A 25,174-nucleotide genomic window follows, 5' to 3' on the forward strand; every position below is an offset into this window, starting at 1 on the left:
TCTGAATTAAAGTGCAAAAATACAAAAAAAGGATTTCGTAATGAAATCCTTTTCGTGCTGTTTTGCGATTGTTGTGACCCCGGAGGGGCTCGAACCCTCGACCCATTGATTAAGAGTCAATTGCTCTACCAGCTGAGCTACGGAGTCTGAAAAACCGCACAAAGTTACGGATTATTTTTCTTATAAAAACAAAAATAAGGAGCAAAGTTATTGGACTTTGCTCCTTATTTAGATCGTTTGACTAAATTATTAGAGGTTGGACAAGGCGGCACCTGCTTTAAATTTAGCTGCTTTCTTAGCCGGGATGTTGATTGCCTTTTTCGTGCGGGGATTAATACCTTTTCGTGCGCTTCTTTGTGTTAAAGAGAAAGTTCCAAAGCCTACCAATACAACTTTGCCACCTTTTTTCACTTCACCCGAGATTGCATCGAGGGTTGCGTCCAATGCTTTTTTCGCATCAACTTTGCTGAGGCCTGATTTTTCAGCAATAGCACTAACTAGTTCTGATTTATTCATAAGAAAACGTTAATAAAAAAATTAAACAAACATTAATGTTAAGGTTTTCACCTATTTTAGCGCCAAATATAATTGATTATTTAAAAACAATCAAGAAAAAAGATAAAAAGTATTTGATTTTATTTAAAAAAAAGGAATTATGCCCCAAAATCTCGACATAATACGAAAATATACGTATTTTTGCTTTTCATTTCCATAAAGCAATTATGAACAATTTAAGATCGGGATTTGGTGCTGCATTGCCGCCGGTGACACTGAATATAATTATAATAAATGTTATTTTATGGCTGGCTCAGGTGGTTTTTTTGAGGCAGGGAATCAACTTGGCCGAACTGTTCGGGCTGCATTATATAGCGTCCGAAGGCTTCCGGGTTTATCAGCTAGTGACATATATGTTTCTTCACGATAGCGGTTCGTTTATGCACGTTTTCTCCAATATGTTTGCCGTTTTTATGTTTGGGCGTACATTAGAGCACGTGTGGGGATCGAAACGGTTTCTTAGTTTTTACCTGGTAACGGGTGTTGGAGCCGGGCTGGTGCAACTGGTTGTCGCTTTTTTACGTATTCAGTCTGTTAAGAGCGGTATGTCTGTTGAAGCCATAGAGGAGGTTTACTCCCAGGGATATCAGCTTCTGCAACAAAATATGAATTACATCAACAGTGCACAGGGTAGCTTGAACATTGCTCTGAATTCGGTTACGGTAGGGGCTTCCGGAGCTGTTTTTGGGATACTGCTGGCTTTTGGGATGTTGTTTCCCAATGCGGAACTTTTTATCATTCCGTTTCCGTTTCCCATCAAAGCAAAATGGTTTGTTCTCGGATACGGTGTTTTTGAACTTATCTTCGGTATCAGTAACTTTTCTTGGGATAATGTTGCCCATTTTGCACACCTGGGAGGTATGTTATTCGGCATATTTATGATATTATATTGGAGGAAAAAAGACAGGGTACATGGCAACTATTATTGATCGGTTAAAATACAGGTATAAAAACGGGGATGTTTTGGTGAAGTTTCTTTTCATCAATGTGGCAGTTTTTCTCATACTTAAGGTGATTGGCGTCTTTTTTGTCTTGTTCAATGTCAGCGCGATAGACTTGATTTCTTTTTTGGGTGTTCCTTCCGAGTTGTCTCAGCTGCTAAACCGCTTCTGGACCCTCCTTAGTTATATGTTTGTCCACGAACAATTCTGGCACCTGCTTTTCAATATGCTTTGGCTTTATTGGTTTGGACGCATTTTTCTGCAATACTTTAGCGGAAGGACGTTAGGCAGTTTGTACGTTTTGGGAGGTTTTGCCGGCGCATTTCTCTATATCGTAGCGTTTAATACAGTTCCCTATTTTGTTGGAATGGGTCACAGTTGGATGATTGGAGCATCTGCCGCCGTCATGGCTGTCGTGATGGGCGCCGCTTTTTACCGCCCCAATGTTCAGTTAAACCTGTTGCTGATAGGTCAGGTGAGGATTGTTTATATTGCTGTTGGCGTTTTCTTGATAGACTTCCTCTCCTTGGGTAATGGGATAAACGAAGGCGGACATGTTGCCCATATCGGCGGAGCTATTGCGGGTTACATCTTTGCGCGACAGTACCGGAACGGACGTGATATTACCGGTTGGGTGAGTAAACTGCTTGACGGTTTGGCCAACCTGTCGAAGCCGAGAAGAAAAAAAACAAAAATGAAAGTTGAGTACCGTCGAAGAGAAACAGATAGGGAATATAATGAGCGCAAGCATAATGAACAGGCAGAGATCGATGCTATCCTGGATAAGCTGAAGAAGTCGGGATATAGTAATTTATCGTCGGAAGAGAAAAAGAAGTTGTTCGATGCCAGTAAAAAATAAAATAGCCTTGTTCCGGGGAATAGTAAGAAACATAATATTCGCTACGAATATTATGGCTATACTGTTGCTTTTCAGTTCATTTTTATCCTGGCGTGTCTCGCCGCTCAAAACCAACCTGTTCTCCTACATCGGAATCGCGTTCGGGTTTGTTTTCTTCCTGAATATCAGCTATCTTTTTTTATGGATAGCTTTTAAAAAATGGAAATTGACGTTCGTCTCTCTTGTCTCTCTGCTGTTGTGTTACCATCCGATAATCACTTTTTTCCCGATGAACATCTTTCCGGAGAAAGTCCCGGGGAACAGCTTGAGAATTCTTACGTATAACGTGGAGGGTTTTGTCAACGAGAACAAAAAAGAGGACAAAGAGCATCCTATCCTCGATTATATTGTAGAAACGGATGCCGATATTGTTTGCTTGCAGGAGTACCTGGTAAGTAAAACAGGACAATCGATAAAATCGCAGCGCGATGTGAACCGTATCCTCAATAAATATCCGTATCACTCTTCTACGGCACTGGAAGCGTCGGGGAAATACCATATTTACGGGTTGGCTTGTTTCTCCAAATACCCCATTGAGAAAACCCATGAAGTCGTTTTTAATTCGTCGTTTAACGGTGCTGCGGTTTATACCATTGATGTAAACGGGAAAAAACTTGCTGTTGCCAATGTACATCTTGAGTCGAACAGTATTTCTGCAGAAGATAAAAAACTTTATGGCGATTTCATTCAGAACAGTGATGAGGTAAACCTGGAAGATGTAACATCCAATATTCGTTCCCGTTTAGGGAGAGCTTATCGCATGCGTGCGGAACAGGTACGGAAAGTAAAAGATCATCTCTCGGAATTAAATGTTGATGGAACCCTGATTTGCGGCGATTTTAATGATACACCCATTTCTTACGTTTACGCACAGATGAAGGAAGGAATGGATGACGCGTTTGCATCCACCGGTTTCGGTCCGGGGATCACCTATCATAAGGATTTCTTCTGGTTCCGGATCGACAATATTATGCACAGCCCCAACCTGAAATCCTACAAGGCGAAGGTAGACAAAGTACCCTATTCCGATCATTATCCGTTAACTACCTTTTTGAACGTGGGCGACTAATTATTCCTTTGGCTTTATCCGTTTCGCAGAAAGCGATGCTGAGGGTCTGGTGAAATAGAACACTAAAAAATGATAAAAATTTATGTATAAGATAAGTAAACAGTTTGCATTTTCCGCTGCGCACTCGCTTGACGGATTGCCCGGCGATCATCCGTGTACCCGTTTACACGGACATAATTATGTGGTTACGGTGCACCTTCGGTCCAAAGAGCTGAACGATACGGGATTTGTGAAAGACTACAACGAGTTGAAGGTCGTAAAGCAATATATTGATGAACATATCGATCACCGGAACCTGAACGATATCATGTATCCGTTGAACTCCTCGGCCGAAAACCTGGCCCGGCTGTTTTTTGATATTTTTAAACCGATGCTTCCCGAGCTGTATGCCGTTGAAGTGAGTGAAACACCAAAAACTTCTGCTATATATGAGCTTGATAATTAATGAAATATTTTATTCATTACAGGGAGAAGGAGGCCGTACTGGCGAAGCTTCCGTATTTATCAGGTTGTCCAAATGCAATTTAGCGTGTAGTTTTTGTGATACCGATTTTGAGTTCGGGAAGAGCATGGCGCTCGACGAGATCTACGCTGAAATTTCATCCTATCCTTGCCGGTGGATTATCTGGACGGGAGGTGAACCTACGCTTCAACTTAACGAGGAGATCGTTGCTTTTTTCAAAGACAAGGGATACAGGCAAGCCATTGAAACCAATGGGACACGCCGGGTTCCTTCGGGGATCGACTACATCACGTGCAGTCCCAAGCAGCAGTTCGGGAAGATCCGTACGCTGATTCCTGAGGTGGATGAATTGCGTTTTCCCATGGCCAAGGGCGATCCCTTGCCCGATGTCTCTGTCCTCCCCAAAACAAAACGCTATTTGCTAAGCCCTATCTTTGATGGGTTGAACGTTATACAGGAAAATGTGGATTACTGCGTGGAGCTTATCAAGCAAAATCCGCACTGGGGGCTGAGTTTACAAGTTCATAAGCTTATTGGAATCAGGTAACTGTAAGCTATCCGTTTGAAATTTTATGACTCGCTTTGAAATAACGATTTTAGGTTGTGGTTCGGCAATGCCAACCACGCTGCATAACCCTTCTTCGCAATTGGTCAATGTAAACGAAAAACTCTTTATGATCGATTGCGGTGAAGGTACCCAGCTTCAGTTGCGGAAGTATAAAACCCGGATAAACAAGCTGCACAGCATTTTCATATCCCATTTGCACGGCGACCATGTTTTCGGGCTTCCCGGATTGCTGGCTACACTGAGTTTATTGGGAAGGACCGGCGATTTGAATATCTACGCGCACAAGGATATGGAGTTGTTTCTCGACCCTTTCATCAAACACTTCGGCAACCAGTTTCCGTACAAAATAAACCTCACTCCTTTGGATCCTTATCAACATCAACTGATCTTCGAAAACAACTCCATACGCGTTTTTTCATTTCCTTTGAAGCACCGGATACCCACCAGCGGATTTTTATTCGAAGAGAAAGACCGGCCCCGTCACATCAAGCGGGAGATGATTGACTTTTACAACATTCCAGTCTGCAAGATAAATGAGATCAAAAAAGGGGGTGACTACCTGACTGATGATGGAAAATGGATTAAAAATGAAATTCTCACTACTCCGGCCATTCCACCCAGGACCTATGCTTATTGTTCGGATACTGCCTATTCTCCCGAAATTATTCCATACATTCAACATTCCGATGTGCTGTATCACGAAGCTACCTTTGCTGAAGCCGAGAACCTGAGAGCGCAGGAGACGTACCATTCCACTGCACGACAGGCGGCCGAAATCGCCAGGTCGGCAAACGTGAGAAAACTTATTATCGGTCATTTTTCGTCACGGTACCATGAATTGGGCGAATTGCTTGACGAAGCCCAGGCCGTTTTTCCTGAAACAGAACTGGCTGATGAAGGGATGACGATTAATCTTTAAGAGAAACAGTTACAACAACGTAATTTTTTCCTACTTTTGCAGGGTATTGAACACAAAACAGTTTGTGAGGTTTTCAACCCCGGAGGTTCGACACTCAAAAGGGTTAAGTATGAAGAGATTTTACTGGACAACGCTATGTATATTGCTTTTTTTATGCGGTTTTGGGATTGACGGAATTTACGCACAAGATCAAAACAGGAAAGAGGTTATGGAAGAGGTCGTCCCTGAAACAAAAATCAAGGTAACGGAAAACCGGCTGGTCATCGAAAATCTTCCGAAAGATGGAGTGTTGGAAATTTTCAGCATCATGGGTGTAAAAGTGTATACCCGGAAAATAAAAGCCGGAACGAACGAATACCAACTCGACCTTCCTAAGGGGTATTACATCATCCGGATCGGAGATTTAGTCAAAAAGATATTATTAAAGTGAAAAAAGTATATTTTAGCGCATAAAGTTATAAAAATACTTGCTTTTTGAAGGCGATGTTGCGTGTAATGGTAGTTTTTTTATACCTTTGTTGTTTCATTTATTTATCATCATTAAAACAGTTACTAAAATGAAAATTGCGATTGTTGGAACAAGCGGAGCGGTAGGTCAGGAATTGCTTCGTGTACTTGATGCAAGAAATTTCCCTGTGGATGAATTGTTTCTTTTCGGTTCTTCCAGAAGTGCAGGATCAACATATACTTTTCGCGGTAAAGAAATTACCGTTAAAGAACTCAAGCATAACGACGATTTTAAAGGGATTGATATTGCTTTTGTCTCGGCAGGAGGCGGAACATCGTTGGAATTTGCAGAAACGATTACCCGGTACGGAACCATCATGATTGACAATTCAAGTGCCTTCCGGATGGATGACGATGTTCCGTTAGTCGTACCCGAAGTGAATGCGGAAGATGCGCTGAAGCGTCCCAGAAACATCATTGCCAATCCTAATTGTACTACTATTCAGATGGTTGTGGCGTTGAAAGCCATCGAAGATATTTCACACATTAAGCGCGTACACGTGTCTACCTACCAGGCAGCTTCGGGAGCGGGCGCCTCAGCGATGGCCGAGTTGCAGGAACAGCACAGGCAACTGGTGAACAACGAAAATCCGACGATCTCTAAATTTGCGTATCAATTGGCATACAACCTGATACCACAGGTAGACGTGTTTACTGAAAACGGATACACTAAGGAAGAGATGAAGATGTTCAACGAAACTCGCAAGATAATGCACAGCAATATCGAAGTGAGTGCTACCTGCATACGTGTTCCTGTATTACGTGCACATTCGGAAGCTATCTGGATCGAGACGGAAAGGCCGGTGTCGGTGGAGGAAGCTCGTGAAGCGTTTGCCAAAGCCGAAGGCGTTGTGTTACTCGATAGCCCGGAGAAAAAAGTATACCCGATGCCGTTGGATGCTGCCGGACAAGATCCGGTCTATGTGGGAAGGATTCGAAAAGACCTTACTAACCCCAACGGATTGACGTTCTGGACAGCAGCCGATCAAATCTGTAAGGGTGCCGCCTTAAATGCGGTGCAAATTGCAGAGTATTTGATGAAACAGTAAAACAGTATAGGTTTTATACCAACGTCATCACAAAAAAGAAAACGATCAACCCCACGGTGATCAGCTTAATAATGAGTCCGGCAATGTAGCCGAAAAATGCGCCTGACGCGTGTTTTACGGCGGGTTTTATTTTATTCCCGACGATTAATCCACTCACGAGCGCTCCGGCAAAAGGGCCGAAAATAATCCCCCACGGACCCAGGAAAAAACCGATCAGTAAACCGATGGTTGCTCCCCAGACCACTTTTTTGTTTCCGCCCATCTTCCGGGTTCCCCACAGCGGCAAAATATTGTCGAGGATAGTGACGCCGATGGTGATAATTCCCAGAAGCACGATTACGGTCCACGAAACGTTATCTTTTACCGAAGGTACGAATTTCAGCGCCAGCAATCCTGCCCAACAAAGCGGAACACCCGGTAATACCGGTACAACCGTACCGACTGCTCCTACAATAACGCAGATTACGGCCAGGGAGATTAGTAACGGCTCGGGCAACATGAGTTATTCTTTTTCATCGTGATCGTGGTCGTGCTGCAAAAGCACCCGGTGCGGCAGGGAACCGTGGCCAAGTATTTCGATGGGACACGAATCGTAAGCCCCCATGAGCCACTCCTGCGAAATATTGCTTCCACAATGGTAGTGAAGGCTTTGATTGACGCAGGCAATATTTTTTACCTGCGAAATAATGGTTCCCACGTCGTGGGAGACCAGCACGATAGCTATCTCTTTATTTATTTCGTCGAGCAATTTGTAAAAATTAGTTTCGAAGAGTTTGTCGACATATGAGCTTGGCTCGTCGAGAATGATAAGCTTGGGGTTGTCGATAATGGCTCGCCCCAGCAACACGCGTTGCAGTTGTCCGCCCGAAAGTTCGCCGATAGCCCTGTGCAGTAGGTTTTCAATGCCCATTTTTACGGCAATTGGTTCTACCTTTTGTTTGTCTTCTGCCGTGTATCTTTTGATAAACTTCCCCCGTAGCGTTAAGCCGGAGAGAATAACTTCGTGTACGCTGATGGGGAATTTTTTATCGATCTGGTTGATCTGTGGCAGGTAACCGATGTTAAGGTGGCTAACTTTTTTTCCGGCATCGAGAAACGTGATACTGCCTGAAACCGGTTGTATTAACCCTAAAATAGCTTTCAGTAGGGTGGTTTTTCCTCCTCCGTTAGGCCCGATAATACCCAGAAAATCATTTTCGAAAACGGTGAGCGAAACGTTTTTCAGTACATCGGGCTTGTTTTCGTAGCCGGCGTTCAGGTTATGTATTTCAATGATCGGGTTCATTTTTCCTGGCTGGCTAACAGTTGGGCAATGCGAATCAATTCTTCGTCCCATTCATAAGCCAATGGGTTGATGGTATGTGATGTGGCCCCGATTTCCCGGGCAATAACCTCGCTGTTTTTTATATCGAATTCCTGCTGAACGAAAACGATCTTGATGTTTTCAGCCTTTGCCAGATCCACCAGTTCTTTCATTTGAGCGGGTGACGGGTTCTTCCCTTCAAACTCAATACTGTGCTGCGTCAGGTTGTAGTCGCGGGCAAGATAGGCCAACGCCGGATGGTAAACGATAAAACTCCGGGTAGGAATATCTTTCAGCAAGCGGGTTAACGCGGAATCGGTTTCGGCGATCTTTTGCGTCAGTTTTTCGAAGTTGGCCCGGTAGAGATCGGCGTTTTCAACGTCCAGTTCCACTACTGCGTTCAACATATTTTGCGAAAAAAGAACCGCATTCTTGGCAGAGCTCCATACATGCGGATCAGCAGCATCTGTCTGGTTATGACTGTGGTCTGCGGCCTCGTGCGAATGATCGTGATGCCCGTGTCCACCATAAACAGGTTCAATTCCTACTGAACAATCCACGATTTTCAGGTCAGGATTGTTTTCGGCAAGTTTTCCCGTCCACACGTTTTCGTAACCCAGAAAACCTACTTTAAAATAGGCGCGACTGTTTCCCAGCTTTATCATGGCCGAGGGCGACGGTTCATAGGTTTCCGGGCTTGAACCCGGAGGGACAAGCGTGTTTACCTGAAATTTATCGCCCACGATTTGTTCCAGAAAATACCGCTGCGGCTCAATAGTTACCGTGAGTACGTTTGCTTCCTTTTCACGGTTGGAATGGCAGGCAAGAAGTAAGAATGGAAATAAGAGCGTGAAAATATATTTTCTCATCCTGTTGGGTTGATTGTTTTGTTAGAATCTGTTGCAAAATTAAGATAAATAGCGCAACAGGAAAGTTATAAACAAAGATTTTCTATTTTTGTTTGTTGTTAAAGACGGACATGAACATCAAATTTGAAATTACCGAAGACGGTTCGCACACCCTTTTTGTTCCTGAACGGAACGAACATTACCATTCCACGCATGGAGCCATACAGGAATCGATGCACGTGTATATTGATGCCGGATTACGACATTGCGTGAAAAGCGAAGTAAAGGTGCTGGAAATCGGTTTCGGAACCGGGTTAAATGCATTTCTGACCTTGTTGGAAGCCGAAAAAAACAGCAGGAAAATAGATTTCACTTCACTTGAACTCTATCCTGTTTCAATAACCGATGCTGAAAAATTAAATTATGCCGAGTTGATTGATCCCACCCGAAAGGAAGTTTTTAATGAGTTGCACAAAACAGGCTGGGGAAAATGGAATCAGGTAGCGCTCTATTTTTCGCTGCTGAAAATGCGGCTCGATTTCAGCAACCCATCTAATTTCCATCCGGAGAACAAGTTTGATGTCGTCTTTTTCGATGCTTTTGCTCCTGAAAAACAACCCGAAATGTGGACACCGGCAATTTTCGATAAAATATATTCTGTTTCTTCCGAAAATGCGATATTGACCACTTATTGCGCCAAAGGGTCCGTGAGGAGAATGTTACAGGCTGCGGGTTTCTTTGTTGAGAGGCTGCCGGGGCCGCCCGGAAAAAGGGAAATGTTGCGGGCAGTCAAAAAATAGGCCGCGTGCTCATTTGGATATCACCCGAACGTTTATCTTGTGATTGAATTGCTCTTCAGTGGGTGAAAAAAGTTCGAGTAAAGTTGTCATATCCCTTGTTTCCCAGATATTTACTTCCGATGTGCCGAGCTGCCGCCCGCTGGCGTCGCTCACAATCACTCCTTTTCGGTTTTCGTGCTTCTTGTTCATGATTTTATCCAATCCGTTGGTCGAGATTCTAAAGTCGTTGAGCAGGTCAAGCATCATTTTTTCATTCACGTATTCAAATTCATAAAGAATATCTCCCAGATTGGCTTCAACGTTACTCGGTTTTTCCCCGATAGTTTTCTGAACGTAATTCAATACCTGGTCTTCTTTCGATTTGGCGCATGAGACCAAAAAAGTCAATGCCAGAAGCAAATAAGCAACCTTTTTCATGGGTTAAATCTTTTTGAGTTGATAGCGTGAGGCAAATGGTCCTTGAAAGAACCTTGTTTTTTGTCCTGATATTCACGGGTGAGGATAAAAGTTTCATCGGAATTAATGGTAAGATGCATTGCAATACCAGCGGTGTTTGCTGCCGGGATAACACCTTGGTAGGTTCCGTAGATATCTGTTAAGGGACTGGCAATCTGTTCATTTTCCGTTTGTGAAGTCAGGTCGTTTTGGTTTTCGTTAGCCGGTTTTCCGTTGCCGCAGCTTGCTAATAATGTGATAAGCGCGGCCAGTGCAATGATTTTTATAGCCTTCATCTTTTTTGTCGTTGACAATCTTACAATCTTAATTAAGAAATTAATAACGACAAAATTACTTTAATTGTTTCAATTAATTGTAAATGAGGGATAAAACGTGGAAAATATACACAACTTTTGTGTGTGCAAAAATCGTCTGTCTATTCGCCCCTTACTTGTAAAATATCCCGTATATCGGTGGTATATCTTCCGGAGAGATGTTCCTGGTGCATTTTAAACATACGGGCATCTTGTGAAGCCAGCCTTATGCCTCCCGACGATGAAAAGTGATTGATCGCATCTATGGCATTCATCAGTCCTTTGTGGCGGGGATTGGCATTCATTTCAGGGAAAAGAGCGGGCTGATGGTGCTTTTCATCGGTGAAATTATAAAGTGTAACCCCCGCTCTTTTGTAGTGGAGATCTTTTTCATAGATTTTTTTTAGTCCGGATACGACAAAGTCCACTATCTCCAGCGTGGACGATGTGGAAAAGGGTAATCGCACTTCAACGCTCCTTGAAAGCACTTCCTCCGTATCCTTAAAATAATTGGTCTGTAAAAATACCTGTATCCGGCTGCACAGCGATTGTTGTTTGCGTATTTTTGCGGCAGCCATTGCTGTGAACGTAACCACACGCTCTTTTATCTCGTCCCACGTTCCGTATTCTTTTTCGAACGTGCGGGTGACGGAAAAACTCTTGCTTTTCTCTTCTTCCACAAACTCAATACAGCGAATCCCGTTTAATTCCCTTTGCAGGTTAATTCCTGTAACGGTCATGTTTCTGCGCACCCACGACTCGGACATCTCCGCAAAGTCGACGGCCTTGAACACTCCTGCCGCCTGAAGCTTCACGGCATTGCGCCTGCCGATGCCCCACACATCTTCTACCGACAGCCACCTTAAGGCTTTCACCCGCTTTTCTTCCGTATCCATTACGTAGCATCCTCCCGTTTGTGAAGGATACTTTTTGGCAATACGGTTAGCTACTTTTGCCAACGCCTTGGTGGGGGCAATACCCACACTAATGGGGATTCCTGTCCATCTCCCCACGTGCTCCTTCATTCGTAGGCCATACTCTTTCGGGGTTGCCGTTTCCGCCAGGTCGAGAAAGCATTCATCCACGGAATATACTTCCTGCAGAGGGGAGTAACCCGATAGAATACTCATTACCCTACGGCTCATATCACCATATAGGGCAAAGTTGGCTGAATAGACAGCCACGTTATTTCTCCTGAACAATTCCTGTACTTTAAAGGCCGGAATTCCCATTTCGATGCCTATCTTTTTAGCTTCGTTGCTGCGTGCGATAACACACCCATCGTTGTTGGAAAGCACAACTACCGGCTTGTCGTTAAGGGAAGGATTGAACACCCGTTCGCACGAAGCGTAAAAATTATTGCAATCGATAAGGGCAATCATGGATGTTTGCGGATTGAGTAGGTGACAATACCCCACACAATGAGTGTATTTTCCGATGTGACGACAATAGGCTTATAACTTGTATTGGAGGGCATAAGCATACAAACACCGTTTTCCAGGTGTATACGTTTCACGGTAAATTCACCCTCCAGATAACACAGGGCAATCCTGCCGTGCGACCATTCCTCTCCCTTGTCCACAACCAGCAGGTCTCCATCGTTAAAATCTCCCAGCATGGAATTCCCCCGGACACGGGCATAAAATGTGGCTTCCGGATGCCGGATAAGCAATTTGTTTATATCGATCCGTTCGCTTGCAAAATCGTCCACATTCGAGAATGGGCCCGCCGCTACGCTGCCCCCCAATGAAATTTCCACTTCCGAAAACTCCGGTTTGTAAATTTCTATTTGTGTCGATGCATACACTTTTCTCATACTGCAAATGTAAGTGAAAATAGAAAATCGACAATAAAAAATCCCACATATTCCGGAAATACGTGGGATATCATTGTTGTGTTACCTCTGCGGAAAGAAAGGGATTCGAACCCTTGGTACCCGTAAGAGTACAACGGTTTTCGAGACCGCCCCGATCGACCACTCCGGCATCTTTCCTTTTAAAGCCTATTCGCTATTGGCTTTATGTCAAGTCTTACCTTACTTTTGTAAGAACGTAAAAAGGAGCCAATTCTCCTTCAATCATTTTTTTATCGGCATTCAACTGAGCCAGACTTCCTTCTTGCAGTTTAAAATATTTTTGATCTCCGTCTTCGTCCTGAATAACTAAAATTTCTCCACTTTCGATAAAATAGGAGCCTTTATCTTCAAACTTAGCTTCCTTTTCACCCAGGTAATCGCTGACGAGAGTGAATGTGTTGTCGTCGTGGATTGTCAGTTGGGTTTTAATGCCCTCACAATCAGCACAAGGAAGTATGCCTTCGTAAACGCCAAGATAGTCTAAAGCCATTTCAGATGTATGCATATCGGGAGTCTCGGCATTTTTTTGTTTTGCGTTATTGCAGCTGATGAAGACAATTGCAACAAAAGCAAATAATAAAATACTTAACTTTTTCATCATTAAAATATGGTTTTAAAAAACGATACAAAGGTACAATATTTTTGGATATTTGCATGTTGTGGCCCCTGAAAGTTATTTCTTTAAAGCATATAACGCTGCTTTTGTGGATGCCAGAAGCGGCTCAATAGATATGCCGGAGCCAACAGCGTTCTTCATCCACAGCTGTGGGATGATTCTACCCTGGGTGTACATCCGGTCCATTTCGTCGGCAAGATTTTTTCCGCGCACCTGTTGGCCGATTTGAAAATCAATGAGGTGTCCCATCGGATAGTTCGGTAGATAAAGCGGGTAGTCGATCATGTGCGAGTAAATCCCGAGAAGCGTCTCTCCCTTCCCTCCCAAAATATCGGCATAATAGGTGTCCCACACATCTCTTGCAGCCGTTATAACCGCTTCTTTCAATTGATCGGGAGTGGCATCCGGATGGTTGTAAAGCCATTCCCAAACGCGGATATCCACCAGGGAAACTCCCATGATCTCGTAACTCGACCAGAAGTTGTCCAAAGCCAGGTAGTGCTCGTCTTCAGGATTTGGATTTTTGAGGCCCAGCAGTTCCAAGTCTCTTTTCTGGAAAAGGAAAGCCACTGCTTCGGTAAATGCTGTGTTGGGTACACCGTTGAGAACATAGTAGTCTACATCATTCATCGTAATGGTTTGCTCCACCGTATGACCGAACTCGTGTACGGCAATATTATAGCCTTTATAATCCATTCCGCCAGCACCGATTCTTGTACGCAGATGAGCTATGTCGTTACGCATCGTTGCCCCCCAGGCATGCCCGGCGCCACGTGACGGGTCAACCACAATGAGTGATGAAATTTCCCGGGCCCTGTCTGGCTTCCATCCCAGTTTAACCAGGATATTGGGGAGATCGGTCTCCAATGCTTTTGGGTTCGGGTATTTTTTAGAGGTGATGGCTGTAAGCTGTTCCTCGGGTATTCCCCCGCGGGCTTTAAATCCGTTGTACCAAATATCGAACGGCTCCAATTTCCGTCCTAAGCGCGACTCGATAAATGCGGCTACTTCTTTTACTTCGGGTGAAGAGAGCAACCCTTTAAAAAGGGTTTCCACGTCTTTTTGCGGAATCTCCATGGTCGCATCAAAGGCTCGCGAGAGTTGAGTGGGATAATGCGGAAAATAGGTGTCGAGCTGGCGCATAGCGTGGAAATTGGCGAGGAAAATCTTGTACCGGGTATCGGGTTCGGGAGAAGCTGATGCCTCGGCATTGTTTTCAAACAATTGATTCGTACCCGGGTTCCACGTGAATTTGTCGCTGTTAATGGTTTGCTGAGGAATAGTCTGGTCGATGATACGTTTCATCACCGTGTATATCATGCGTTGTTTTTCTAGCCCCCTGACTGTATCGGCATAGTTCGATTTCAGTTCATCGCGTAACCCCCAATGTGAAATCAGTTTCATATCGTCCGGGAAAAGCTGTTCACCGTTATCGTTGCGAAGCTTTCCCATAAAAAGATTGTAGTCGGAAATGTATGCGTCGGCCTCGGTAATTGTTTTCGATATGTTTTGCTGAACAGTTGCCGGCACACGCGCGGTGAAACGGTCGCCCATGCGGGCGTAAGCCCATTCTTTTCTTGACCATTTCTCCCCCAGCCCTGTCTTCTCCTGTAACGAATAGAATGGGAAGTTAAGTGCTGTAATAAAGGCAATTTTATTGGCATATAGGTCATCGTTCAGGTGTGCTGTTACATCGTAGCTTCCAAACATCATGTCTACGGGGGTAATTTCTTCACCTTCCAGTTGTAGCGGCTCTTTCAACAGGACATCGATTTTGTGGAAGTATCCGTCGAATACTTCAAAGTTTCGCTCCAGTGTATGAAAAAGCTGATCGAGTCGAGCTTCATCAGCAACAAAACTCCGCTTGCAGAACTCGGCAAATTCTCCTGCCGTTCCGTCCGGTTCCCGCCAAAGGTCAGCAACCTGCCGGACACCACGTTCAATACGGAAATAGGCCGTTTCTCCCAACGAATCCTTCAGCATTGAAATTACTTCGTTGCGCTGCGCTTCTGCAATAAAACGGCTTTCTGACATATCATTCTCTTTTTTTGATGGGTGGGTATTACAAGAAACAAGTAATGCCAACAGTAGTGAAACGGATAGTAGTGGCCTCATCTTTTTCATGTTTAAACTTTAACATTATGTTGCAAAGGTAATTAAAAAGCGTTTCATCCGCTTCTGGATGCAATTTTTTTTGTAGTTTTACGCCCAAACCCTAAAACTAAATTAATTATGCAGGAGATTAACAACTACGTGGAAACCCACAAGCAACGATTTTTAGACGAGCTCTTCGAACTGATCCGAATTCCATCCATCTCATCACTTCCCGAGCACAAACCGGACATGTACCGCGCCGCCGAAAAATGGAAAGAAATTCTGCTCGCTGCCGGTGCCGATAAGGCGGAGGTATATGAAACCGATGGAAATCCGGTGACATATGGCGAGAAGATAATCGACCCCAAGGCACCCACCGTAATGGTTTACGCTCACATGGACGTTATGCCGGTTGATCCGGTCGGCTTATGGAAAACCGACCCCTTTGAACCGGTGGTGAAAGAGGGGAAGATCTGGGCGCGTGGCGCCGATGACGATAAAGGCCAGGGATTTATGCACGCCAAAGCGTTTGAATACCTCGTGAAGTCGGAAAAATTGAATTGTAACGTGAAATTCCTGATTGAAGGTGAGGAAGAGGTTGGGTCGCCCAGTTTGCCCAAGTTTTGCAAAAAACACAAAAAAATGCTGCAGGCCGATGTTATTCTGGTCTCAGATACCTCAATGATAGCCCCGGATGTTCCTTCCATTACCACCGGGTTGCGCGGATTGGCATACTGGCAGGTGGAAGTTACCGGCCCGGACAAAGATCTTCATTCGGGCCTCTTTGGCGGTGCAGTAGCCAATCCCATCAATGTGCTGGCCAAAATGATTGCACAGGTTACGGACGATAACGGACGTATTTTGATTCCCGGATTTTACGACGATGTTGTAGAGGTTTCCCGAAAGGAACGGAACATGATGGCGAAAGCTCCGTTTTCGCTTGAGGAATACAAAAAATCGCTTGACGTGAAGGAAGTTTTCGGCGAGAAAGGGTACACCACCAATGAACGCACCGGCATCCGGCCTACTTTCGACGTATGCGGTATCTGGGGCGGCTACACGGGTGAAGGCGCCAAAACAGTGCTTCCCTCCAGGGCATATGCTAAAATCAGTACCCGGCTGGTGCCCAACCAGGACCACAACAAAATAGCCAAATTGTTTGTGAAGTTTTTTGAAAGCATTGCTCCGAAATCGGTAAAGGTAAAAGTGGAATACCTGCACGGAGGGCCGTCGTATGTCTGCCCTATTGATTTGCCGGCATACAAAGCCGCCGCAAAGGCTTACACGGAGGTATACGGAAAAACTCCGATTCCTGTCCGTTCGGGAGGAAGTATTCCGATTATCGCCACTTTTGAAGAGGTCCTCGGTATTAAGTCGGTGCTAATGGGTTTTGGGTTAGGATCTGATGCCATTCACTCACCCAATGAAAATTACCCTTTGGAACAGTTTTACAACGGAATCCGTACTATTCCGCTGTTTTACCGGTATTTTGCAGAAGAGATGGGGAGGTAACAAACACATAAGCCAGATATTGTGTTTGTTCGGAAACCGGTGTTAAAGCTAAAAATCCCGAAATAATTTTCCCGTTTTCAACGATGAGGGGAAAATCTGTTGACATTTTCTGTTGGAAGGTTAACGCTCCGCCCGTTTTTTTGAAAAAATCGACCGTAAATTTTCCGGTAGACCCGGGTTTTACAAAACGGTCGTAGAGAATGTAGGCGACAATCCCCATATTCATTCGAAGGTTAATCTCAACGCAAGGTTGGATTTGATACCCTCTGTTGGTTTTGCAAACCATCATGTCCACTCCCAGACAACCGGAATAGGATGGGTACTGGCGGCAGAGTTTTTCGGCAAGAGATTTCCGGAGTTGCGGCAGCAACTCCGGACCGGTGTATTCACCCAACCTTTCTTCAATATCGGTTTGTGGCATCAGGAAGTTGCCCATGTAGGCACCTGAAGATGTGGATTGGAACAGGGAGTACCCGATAAATTCAGCTTTGTTATCGGAAAGGCAGAATTCCATGGCAAAATCTCGAATCTTGTTCAGAACAGGCTCCGCAATAAGGCCTCCCTGTTCGTGAATTACCCGCCGGCACCAATCGGTTTGTTTGTCGGTTATTTTCCCTTTGATCCAGCTTAATCCCTTGCCGCTGCCGGAATTGGGCATTTTCAATACGTGATCCCCGTTTCGCGAATGTAAAAAGTGCAATACATCATCAACAGCGGAGAAAAAATAGGATTCTCCACAAAACGCGTTATTCTCCGCCCTGAGTTCGTTCAGAATATGTATGGCGTTCTTCCTGCCCGAGTCGCTTCGAAGCTGTTTTAACTCCTCCATCGAAGGCAGGCTCTCTTCCATTGCACCGGCGTCCAGCAACTTTTTTCTCAATGCGGGGTTCCATCCCCACGGGATAATTTTCTCTTTCGGAAAAAGGGAAATGCCCGAAAAAGGGATGAGGGATACCTCGAGGGCGAAAAACTCTTTCAATCGGGAAAGGAACTGTTCGTTTTGAGCAGTGGCGGCAATCACCTTAGCACCTTCCGGAGCATACCACATCGGCAAAATGGCCAGATCGTCCGCAATTTTCACTGCAGATGCCGGAGGCGTGTAGTTAATACCGAAGTTCGCCAGGGCCAGATCGTTCTCGGGATTGAAGAGATGCATACGCTTGGGTTACACGTACTCTTTCGGTTCAATCTCTCCGCTTAGGATCAGTGCACCGTTTTCAGCCAGGGCTTTCATTTCATCCTCACCCGGATAAACGTATACCGGTGCGATTTTATGGATACGTTCGATGATCAGGTTGCAGAACCATTTGCTGTTAGCCATTCCTCCGGTGATCAGGATGGCATCCACATCGCCTTTCAGAACGGTTGAGAATGCGCCGATTTCTTTTGCTGTCTGGTAAGCCATGGCTTCCATCACATCGTAGCATTTTTTATCTCCGGCCTGAGCGGCTTTTTCTACTTCATAGGCATTGTTGAGGCCCGTATATGCGTACAGTCCCCCTTTGCCGACCACCATCGACTTCATCTCCTCATACGTATATTTGCCGCTGAAAGCCATTTTCAGGAGTTCGCCGACGGGAAGCGTTCCGGACCGTTCCGGAGAAATGGGTCCATCACCGTCGAGTGCCTGGTTCACGTCCACGACGCGTCCCTGATGATGTACCCCCACCGATATTCCTCCTCCCAAGTGTACCACGATAAGGTCCATATCCTCATATCTCCGCATGAGTGATTTGGCGTGAGCGCGGGCAATGGCTTTTTGATTGAGCGCATGGAAAAGGGATACTCTTTCGAAAAGGGGATGCCCCGAATACCGGGCAATGGGTTCGAACTCGTCCACCACTACCGGGTCAGCGATAAAGGCTTCTGCTGAGGGGAGTTGTTTGGCGATATCGTCGGCAATAAGCGCTCCCAGGTTACTGGCGTGTTCTCCTCTTTTTGCCTCGATAAGGTCTCTCTTCATGGTTTCGTTTACCCTGTAAACGCCCGACGCAATAGGTTTCACTATTCCTCCACGTCCGACGACGATCCGGATAAGGTCCAACCTGATTTCGGCGTTCTTTAATTCATTATAGACGATGTTTTTGCGAAATTCATACTGATCGCTTATTCTTTTAAACTGGCTTAATTCCTCGACTGAGTGGCGGATAGTCTTTAAAAAAACTACATCTCCGTTTTTATAAACGGCAATTTTTGTTGATGTTGAACCCGGGTTAATCACCAGGATCCGTGGATGATTGTCCATAGTTGTAATGTTTAATCCATAGCTGCTGCCAAAACGATAGAAAGCATCTTGCTGATTTCTGAATCGGAGCGTGATGTAAGCACAATAGGAACCGCCGCACCCATGATTACGGCTGCACAGACGGCTCCTCCCAAGAAGTTTAACGCCTTGTAAAATATATTTCCGGCTTCTATGTCGGGTACGAGAATAATGTCGCTGTCCCCGGCAACTTCACTGAAGATGCCTTTATGTGTGGCAGCCTCTTTGTCGACGGCAATATCGACGGCAAAAGGTCCATCCACGAGGCATCCCTGCAATTGTTTATTGATGTTCATTTCTTTCAGCTGAGCGGCATGAACGGTGGCTTCCATTTTTGGATTAACGGTTTCTACAGCGGCGGCTACAGTGACTTTAGGCACGGTTATCCCGAGTTTATGACATGCCTCCACGGCATTGTTGAGGATATGTACCTTGGTATCCAGATCGGGAGCAATGTTCATGGCCGCATCCGTTACACAGAAAAGTTTGTGGTAGTAAGGCGACTCAAAAAAGGCCACGTGACTGAGGACTGCTGCTTTTCGCAGGCCGTTTTCTTTGTCGAGAACAGCTTTTAGCAGGTCGCCCGTGCTGACAAGGCCTTTCATAAGAATACCGGCATTACCTTTCTTTATCTCAGACACAGCTATTTTTGCCGATTCATTGGCTCCGTTGTCGTTGTGGATAATTTCTACCTGACTCAGATCAAAATCAATGAGTTGCGCGATTCTTTCAATTTCACTTTTGTTACCAACCAGTACAGGACTGACAAGTCCTTGTTGCATAGCTGCTTTGATGGATTTTAGTACCGATCCGTCTTCTGCTGCCGCAACTGCAATCTTCCGTATGGGTTTCTGTTTGGCTTTTTCGGTAAGTTCAGCTAATCTGTGAATCATAAAAAGTATTGTTAAGGGAGTTTACGCACAAAATAACAAAAAAAAAAGAAGATAATCTCCTGAAACAAGTTTTTTATTGGAATTATGTCAGAAATCTGTTTCTTTTGGCAGGAAACTTTTCTCCTAAGCTAATCATATATATAAAACTATTCATGAATATTATTTTTCATAAAAAGGTAAAGCTATAAAAGTAATTCGAAGTAGTTTTCAAGATGTAATATAAGTAATAATTACAATAAGGTTATTTTTATATATGTATTTTTTACTTTATATAAATTGCTGATAATAATGTTTTAAAACATATAAAAATTTTACATGTATTGTGATTAATCTGTATAATTTTGTATTCTTATTAAGAATATGTCATGAAAAATAGCACTCATGTTTACAACCCTCACGTTTCGGTGGACTGCGTTGTTTTTGGGTTTGACGGTGAAAAACTGAAAGTATTGCTTATCGAACGGACGATAGAAGAACAAAACTTCAGCGATAAAAAATTACCGGGAAGCATTATTTTCGAAGATGAAGACCTGGATGAGGCAGCTATACGTATCCTTAACGAACTGACGGGATTAAAAAACATTTACCTGAGCCAGTTTCATAGCTTTGGCAATCCCCAAAGGACAAAGAATATGAGGGACAAAAATTGGCTGGAGAAACTGACAAACATGAAAATCGGCAGAATCGTTACAGTAGGGTATGTGGCACTGATTAAAATAAGTAGAAAAATTATTTTTGAGTCGGAGAATACTGCAGCAAACTGGTACGACGTAAGTTCATTAAAATCTTTACGGCTAGCTTTCGATCACAATGAAATTGCGGATACTGCGTTAGAGCATATCCGCCACAAAGTGAAGTCGGAGCCCTCCATGTTATTCGAACTGCTGCCTCAGAAGTTCACCATGACACAACTTAGAAACCTGTATGATATCATAATGGGCACAACGTCTGATGTCCGTAACTTCAAGAAAAAAATAATGCAGATTGAAGGCCTGGAACAATTGGACGAAGTGCAGAAAGATGTACCTTACAGAGCTCCCAGGCTTTACAGGTTCGATAAAAAAGTACACAAAAAAAATACACGAAAACTATATAGTTAGCCGTTCATGTTAAACTCAAAATACAGTTTGCAATGAAAAAGACTTCTGGTTACTACCTGTTTCTTTTGTGGATCGCAGGATTTCTCTTTTTTTCCTGCAAAGAGGTACAGCCTTATTTAAACACAAAACTCTCTTTCGAAGAAAGAGCGGACGACCTGCTCTCACGGTTGACAATCGAAGAGAAGGCTGAGCTGATGCGATACGATTCACCGGCCATTGACCGGCTGGGCATACCTGCATATAATTGGTGGAACGAATGCTTGCACGGTGTCGGGCGCTCCGGTTTGGCTACGGTTTTTCCACAAGCTATCGGAATGGCGGCTATGTGGGACAGTCAGCAAATGTCAGAAATTGCAACAGCCATTTCTGACGAAGCGCGCGCCAAGCATCACGATTATGTCTCAAAAGGGAAAAGAGGTATTTACCAGGGATTGACTTTCTGGACACCCAACATCAATATTTTCCGTGATCCGCGGTGGGGCAGGGGGATGGAAACCTACGGGGAAGATCCGTTCCTGACGGCAGAACTTGCCATCCCTTTCATTAAAGGATTACAGGGCGATGATTCAAAGTACCTGAAGTTAGTGGCAACCGTCAAACATTTTGCTGTTCACAGCGGTCCGGAATCCACCCGGCATTCGTTCGACGTATATCCTTCAGATTATGATCTGGCAGAAACTTATCTGCCTCATTTTAGGCGTGCTGTCCAGGAGGCGGGTGCCTATTCCGTCATGTGTGCCTATAACCGGTTACGGGGTGAGCCGTGCTGTGGCGATAAATACCTGGAAGATCTGTTGCGGAACAAATGGGGGTTCAACGGATATATTGTTTCCGATTGTGGGGCCATCAGTGATTTTTACAGGGAAAATGCCCACCACATAGTCAACACACCCGAAGAAGCATCGGCTAAAGCGGTAAAAGCCGGAACCGACCTTAATTGTGGCGATACATATGCCAAAGGTTTGATTGAAACCGTGAAGCAAAATCTAATCACGGAAGCGGAGCTGGATGTTTCGGTAAAACGGCTTTTGCTTGCCAGGTTCAAGCTCGGAATGTTTGACCCGGATAGCGAAGTGAAATATGCGCAAATCCCTATTGAGGTCGTGGACAGTGAGAATCATCGGGTGCTGGCATTACAAGCTGCACGAAAATCGATGGTTTTATTGAAGAACGACAACAACCTCTTGCCTTTTAGCAAGGAAGTTAAAAAAGTAGCCGTTATTGGTCCAAATGCGGACGATAACGAGGTTCTGTTGGGCAACTACAACGGATACCCTTCGAAAGGAATCACGCCGTTAAAAGGGATTATCGAAAAATTACCCCATGCTGAAGTTGCTTTTGCTCAGGGATGCACACTGGCGGAAAAGCTTCCCTACTTTACCGTTATTCCGGCTGATTATTTTTATACCGATAAAACGCTTCAAACGAAAGGACTGAATGTTGAATATTTCGATAACAACAAGCTGGAAGGTATCGCAAAGCGCACGCGCGTTGATGACAATATCGATTTCGTGTGGTGGAATAAAGCACCCTTCGATGATTTAAACCCGGAAGAATTCTCGATCTGCTGGAGAGGGGTTCTTGTGCCACCTGTTACAGGTGAATATGCCATTGGAGGCGAAGCTTTCACCGGATACAAACTGTCGGTGGACGGTAAGGAGGTAACACAAGGCAGGGACCAGCATCACGCGAGAAAAAGGTATGAGTATGTGCAGTTTGAAGCCGGAAAACCGTATGAAATAGAGGTGGAATACGTTCAGGATAAAACAGAATATGCTCATGTGAAGATACTTTGGGATGTGCCTAATCCTAATTTGAAACAAGAAGCCATTGATTTGGCCAGGAACTCCGATCTGGTGATTCTGTGTATGGGACTGAGCCCCTTATTGGAAGGCGAAGAGATGAAAGTCAATGTAGAAGGTTTTGCGGGTGGAGACCGTCTCGACATCAAACTACCCGCTGTTCAAACCGAGCTCATGAAAGAAATTCAGAAACTCGGGAAACCCACTGTTCTGGTCCTTCTCAATGGAAGCGCCTTAGCCTTTAACTGGGAAGCTGAAAATATTCCTGCCATTCTGGAGGCATGGTATCCCGGGCAGTCGGGCGGAACAGCCATTGCCGACGTTATTTTTGGCGATTACAATCCGGCAGGCCGCCTTCCGGTTACCTTTTATAAAGATGTGAACCAGATTCCTGCTTTTGATAATTATGACATGCAGGGTAAAACTTACCGGTATTTTGAAGGAAAACCTCTGTACGAGTTTGGTTATGGGTTAAGCTATACCACCTTTCAGTATAAACTGCGTACTGTTCCCGAAAGCGTGAAGAACGGAGAGGATATTTCGGTTTCTGTCGATGTGACCAATACCGGCAATATGGATGGAGATGAAGTTGTTCAACTTTACGTGTCTCTACCCGACAGTAAACTGCAAAAACCGATTCGTGCTTTGCAGGGATTTAAACGGGTACATTTGAAAAAAGGCGAAACACAAACCGTGAAGTTTACGTTGAAACCGCATCAGATTGCTGCAAGGAACAAAGCGAACATACCGGTTGTTGAGACCGGAAAAGTGCAGGTGTCGATCGGAGGTAAGCAACCCGATGCCGGTTCGCTGGCTACCGGAAACGTAGTAGAGGTTTTTATTGAGACAGAGGGGGATAATTATTTTATTAACGAATAAAAAGAGAACATCATGTATTTGTTGGGATACGATATAGGCAGTTCATCGGTAAAAGCTTGCCTGGTGAATGCAGAAACGGGGCAGGTGGTAGCATCCGATTTTTTCCCGAAGACCGAGATGCCGATCTATGCTGCACAACCGGGTTGGGCGGAACAAGACCCCGACATGTGGTGGGAAAACCTGAAGCTGGCAAACCAATCGGTAATTAAAAAGTCGGGTATAGATGTTGCCGAAATCAAAGGCATCGGGATATCGTGGCAGATGCACGGATTGGTCGCCATCGATAAGAACGGAAAAGTGCTTCGCCCGTCCATCATTTGGTGCGACAGTCGCGCTGTACCCTACGGTGAAAAAGCATTCGAGGCGATAGGGGCAGAGAATGCCCTGGCTGCACTGTTGAACTCGCCGGGTAACTTCACCGCATCAAAACTGGCTTGGGTAAAAGAAAATGAACCCTACCTTTATGGACAAATCGATAAGATCATGCTCCCCGGTGATTATATTGCCATGAAGCTGACGGGTGGTGTTTGCACTACGATTGAAGGATTATCGGAAGGTGTTTTCTGGGATTTTCAGACAAACGCCGTCTCGACAGAGGTGATGAGGTATTTTGGATTCAGTGACGAAATTATTCCTCCGGTAATTCCAACGTTTGGTTTTCAGGGAACGGTATCCGCCGGAGCAGCCAAGGAGCTCGGTCTGAAAGAGGGTATCCCGCTGGGATACCGGGCAGGGGACCAGCCCAACAATGCCGTTTCGCTCAACGTGTTCAACCCAGGAGAAATAGCCTCTACCGCAGGAACATCGGGAGTGGTTTACGGCGTGCTGGGCGAAGTGAATTACGATCCGCTTTCGCGTGTTAACACCTTTGCACACGTGAACCACACATCCGGGAAGCCGAGGCTGGGTGTCTTATTGTGCATCAACGGAACCGGTATTCTGAATTCGTGGATAAAAAGGAACATGATACAGCCGGGATTGAGTTACAACGACATGAACGGGCTGGCTGAAAAGTCTCCTGTCGGTTCAAGGGGGGTCTCGGTGATTCCTTTCGGAAACGGTGCAGAGCGCGTACTGCAAAATAAGGATCCGGGATGTTCCTTTCACGGTATCAATTTCAATATTCATACCCTTTCCGATATTGTTCGTGCGTCGCAGGAAGGCATTGTCTTCTCTTTTAAATACGGAATGGAGATTATGGAAGAGATGGGGATGAAGATCAACCTTATCAGGGCTGGAAACGCCAATATGTTCCTGAGTCCCGTATTCAGAGAAACACTGGCGGGCATAACCGGATCAACCATCGAGCTGTTCGATACCGACGGAGCGGCAGGCGCTGCAAAAGCTGCCGGTATGGGCGTAGGGATCTATTCTTCCAACGAAGAGGCATTTGCTTCGCTGAAGAAAATCATGACCGTTAAGCCCGATGAAAAGAATGGTGAGAGGTACAAGGAGGTTTACCAACGTTGGAAAAAATACATTAAACAATAG

General features: G+C 44.9%; 26 protein-coding genes and 2 tRNA genes. 13 read left to right on the plus strand and 15 right to left on the minus strand.

What is annotated here, in order from left to right; all coding sequences use genetic code 11:
- Positions 1-74: 74 nt before the first annotated feature.
- Both KCV26_05065 and KCV26_05070 read right to left on the minus strand, forming a co-directional pair.
- Positions 75-147 (minus strand) — tRNA-Lys (locus KCV26_05065).
- 102 nt (positions 148-249) lie between these two features.
- The gene (locus KCV26_05070) at positions 250-516 is read right to left on the minus strand and encodes an HU family DNA-binding protein (GenBank protein WZX37750.1); all 267 of its coding nucleotides are present in this window, start codon (positions 514-516) and stop codon (positions 250-252) included.
- A gap of 206 nt (positions 517-722) precedes the next feature.
- On the opposite strand from KCV26_05070, the gene KCV26_05075 reads away from it, so the two are divergent.
- The 8 genes from KCV26_05075 to KCV26_05110 all read left to right on the plus strand — a co-directional run bounded on the left by KCV26_05075 (position 723) and on the right by KCV26_05110 (position 6,969).
- A complete protein-coding gene (locus KCV26_05075; protein WZX37751.1) occupies positions 723-1,484 on the plus strand; it encodes a rhomboid family intramembrane serine protease in 762 nt (253 codons plus the stop codon).
- Complete coding sequence (locus KCV26_05080; protein WZX37752.1) at positions 1,468-2,355, plus strand: rhomboid family intramembrane serine protease; 888 nt, start codon at positions 1,468-1,470, stop codon at positions 2,353-2,355. Before KCV26_05075 ends, KCV26_05080 begins: the two co-directional genes overlap by 17 nt.
- Positions 2,339-3,463, plus strand: a complete 1,125-nt coding sequence (locus KCV26_05085) for an endonuclease/exonuclease/phosphatase family protein (GenBank protein ID WZX37753.1) — start codon at positions 2,339-2,341, stop codon at positions 3,461-3,463. The genes KCV26_05080 and KCV26_05085 overlap by 17 nt, the downstream gene beginning before the upstream one ends.
- A gap of 82 nt (positions 3,464-3,545) precedes the next feature.
- A complete protein-coding gene (locus KCV26_05090) occupies positions 3,546-3,908 on the plus strand; it encodes a 6-carboxytetrahydropterin synthase (protein WZX37754.1) in 363 nt (120 codons plus the stop codon).
- Positions 3,892-4,473 carry a radical SAM protein gene (locus KCV26_05095; GenBank protein ID WZX37755.1) on the plus strand — a complete coding sequence of 194 codons (582 nt, stop codon included), beginning with the start codon at positions 3,892-3,894 and terminating at the stop codon, positions 4,471-4,473. Before KCV26_05090 ends, KCV26_05095 begins: the two co-directional genes overlap by 17 nt.
- Positions 4,474-4,498: 25 nt before the next feature.
- A complete protein-coding gene (locus KCV26_05100) occupies positions 4,499-5,413 on the plus strand; it encodes a ribonuclease Z (GenBank protein ID WZX37756.1) in 915 nt (304 codons plus the stop codon).
- A 109-nt stretch (positions 5,414-5,522) separates the two neighbouring features.
- Positions 5,523-5,843 carry a T9SS type A sorting domain-containing protein gene (locus KCV26_05105; protein ID WZX37757.1) on the plus strand — a complete coding sequence of 107 codons (321 nt, stop codon included), beginning with the start codon at positions 5,523-5,525 and terminating at the stop codon, positions 5,841-5,843.
- A 127-nt stretch (positions 5,844-5,970) separates the two neighbouring features.
- On the plus strand, positions 5,971-6,969 hold the full coding sequence (locus KCV26_05110; GenBank protein WZX37758.1) for an aspartate-semialdehyde dehydrogenase: 999 nt from the start codon (positions 5,971-5,973) through the stop codon (positions 6,967-6,969).
- A 13-nt stretch (positions 6,970-6,982) separates the two neighbouring features.
- Here KCV26_05110 and KCV26_05115 read toward each other — a convergent pair whose 3' ends face one another.
- The 3 genes from KCV26_05115 to KCV26_05125 are packed head-to-tail and all read right to left on the minus strand — an operon-like array spanning position 6,983 to position 9,141.
- The gene (locus tag KCV26_05115; GenBank protein WZX37759.1) at positions 6,983-7,468 is read right to left on the minus strand and encodes a DUF456 family protein; all 486 of its coding nucleotides are present in this window, start codon (positions 7,466-7,468) and stop codon (positions 6,983-6,985) included.
- A 3-nt stretch (positions 7,469-7,471) separates the two neighbouring features.
- Positions 7,472-8,254, minus strand: a complete 783-nt coding sequence (locus tag KCV26_05120; protein WZX37760.1) for a metal ABC transporter ATP-binding protein — start codon at positions 8,252-8,254, stop codon at positions 7,472-7,474.
- Entirely contained in the window at positions 8,251-9,141 is an 891-nt protein-coding gene (locus tag KCV26_05125; GenBank protein WZX37761.1) for a zinc ABC transporter substrate-binding protein, read from the minus strand. Before KCV26_05125 ends, KCV26_05120 begins: the two co-directional genes overlap by 4 nt.
- Positions 9,142-9,251: 110 nt before the next feature.
- Here KCV26_05125 and mnmD point away from each other — a divergent pair, with 110 nt between their 5' ends.
- Positions 9,252-9,920, plus strand: coding sequence for a tRNA (5-methylaminomethyl-2-thiouridine)(34)-methyltransferase MnmD (gene mnmD, locus KCV26_05130; protein ID WZX37762.1), 669 nt, complete (start codon positions 9,252-9,254; stop codon positions 9,918-9,920).
- 9 nt (positions 9,921-9,929) lie between these two features.
- Here mnmD and KCV26_05135 read toward each other — a convergent pair whose 3' ends face one another.
- The 7 genes from KCV26_05135 to KCV26_05165 all read right to left on the minus strand — a co-directional run bounded on the left by KCV26_05135 (position 9,930) and on the right by KCV26_05165 (position 15,264).
- A complete protein-coding gene (locus KCV26_05135; protein WZX37763.1) occupies positions 9,930-10,337 on the minus strand; it encodes a hypothetical protein in 408 nt (135 codons plus the stop codon).
- Complete coding sequence (locus KCV26_05140) at positions 10,334-10,651, minus strand: copper resistance protein NlpE N-terminal domain-containing protein (GenBank protein ID WZX37764.1); 318 nt, start codon at positions 10,649-10,651, stop codon at positions 10,334-10,336. The genes KCV26_05135 and KCV26_05140 overlap by 4 nt, the downstream gene beginning before the upstream one ends.
- A gap of 140 nt (positions 10,652-10,791) precedes the next feature.
- Positions 10,792-12,051, minus strand: coding sequence for a Y-family DNA polymerase (locus KCV26_05145; GenBank protein WZX37765.1), 1,260 nt, complete (start codon positions 12,049-12,051; stop codon positions 10,792-10,794).
- Entirely contained in the window at positions 12,048-12,485 is a 438-nt protein-coding gene (gene umuD / locus KCV26_05150) for a translesion error-prone DNA polymerase V autoproteolytic subunit (GenBank protein ID WZX37766.1), read from the minus strand. Before umuD ends, KCV26_05145 begins: the two co-directional genes overlap by 4 nt.
- Before the next feature lie 90 nt (positions 12,486-12,575).
- A tRNA-Ser gene (locus tag KCV26_05155) sits at positions 12,576-12,662 on the minus strand.
- Between the two features lie 37 nt (positions 12,663-12,699).
- On the minus strand, positions 12,700-13,125 hold the full coding sequence (locus KCV26_05160) for a copper resistance protein NlpE N-terminal domain-containing protein (protein ID WZX37767.1): 426 nt from the start codon (positions 13,123-13,125) through the stop codon (positions 12,700-12,702).
- A gap of 72 nt (positions 13,126-13,197) precedes the next feature.
- A complete protein-coding gene (locus KCV26_05165; protein ID WZX37768.1) occupies positions 13,198-15,264 on the minus strand; it encodes a hypothetical protein in 2,067 nt (688 codons plus the stop codon).
- A 108-nt stretch (positions 15,265-15,372) separates the two neighbouring features.
- Between KCV26_05165 and KCV26_05170 the strand changes: the two genes are divergently transcribed.
- Positions 15,373-16,746, plus strand: coding sequence for a dipeptidase (locus tag KCV26_05170; GenBank protein WZX37769.1), 1,374 nt, complete (start codon positions 15,373-15,375; stop codon positions 16,744-16,746).
- Here KCV26_05170 and KCV26_05175 read toward each other — a convergent pair.
- From KCV26_05175 to KCV26_05185, 3 genes are read right to left on the minus strand one after another with little or no spacing between them, the layout of a single operon-like run.
- On the minus strand, positions 16,700-17,902 hold the full coding sequence (locus KCV26_05175) for a hypothetical protein (protein WZX37770.1): 1,203 nt from the start codon (positions 17,900-17,902) through the stop codon (positions 16,700-16,702). The genes KCV26_05170 and KCV26_05175 overlap by 47 nt on opposite strands.
- Before the next feature lie 9 nt (positions 17,903-17,911).
- The gene (buk, locus tag KCV26_05180) at positions 17,912-18,991 is read right to left on the minus strand and encodes a butyrate kinase (GenBank protein WZX37771.1); all 1,080 of its coding nucleotides are present in this window, start codon (positions 18,989-18,991) and stop codon (positions 17,912-17,914) included.
- A gap of 11 nt (positions 18,992-19,002) precedes the next feature.
- Positions 19,003-19,902 (minus strand): bifunctional enoyl-CoA hydratase/phosphate acetyltransferase, encoded by a 900-nt coding sequence (locus tag KCV26_05185; protein WZX37772.1) that lies wholly within the window; start codon positions 19,900-19,902, stop codon positions 19,003-19,005.
- A 365-nt stretch (positions 19,903-20,267) separates the two neighbouring features.
- Between KCV26_05185 and KCV26_05190 the strand changes: the two genes are divergently transcribed.
- From KCV26_05190 to KCV26_05200, 3 genes are read left to right on the plus strand one after another with little or no spacing between them, the layout of a single operon-like run.
- Positions 20,268-21,002 (plus strand): NUDIX hydrolase, encoded by a 735-nt coding sequence (locus KCV26_05190; protein ID WZX37773.1) that lies wholly within the window; start codon positions 20,268-20,270, stop codon positions 21,000-21,002.
- A 32-nt stretch (positions 21,003-21,034) separates the two neighbouring features.
- A complete protein-coding gene (locus KCV26_05195) occupies positions 21,035-23,683 on the plus strand; it encodes a glycoside hydrolase family 3 C-terminal domain-containing protein (protein ID WZX37774.1) in 2,649 nt (882 codons plus the stop codon).
- A 12-nt stretch (positions 23,684-23,695) separates the two neighbouring features.
- On the plus strand, positions 23,696-25,174 hold the full coding sequence (locus KCV26_05200; protein WZX37775.1) for a carbohydrate kinase: 1,479 nt from the start codon (positions 23,696-23,698) through the stop codon (positions 25,172-25,174).

This window comes from Petrimonas sulfuriphila (genome assembly GCA_038561985.1).
GTDB classification, from domain to species: Bacteria; Bacteroidota; Bacteroidia; order Bacteroidales; family Dysgonomonadaceae; genus Petrimonas; species Petrimonas sulfuriphila.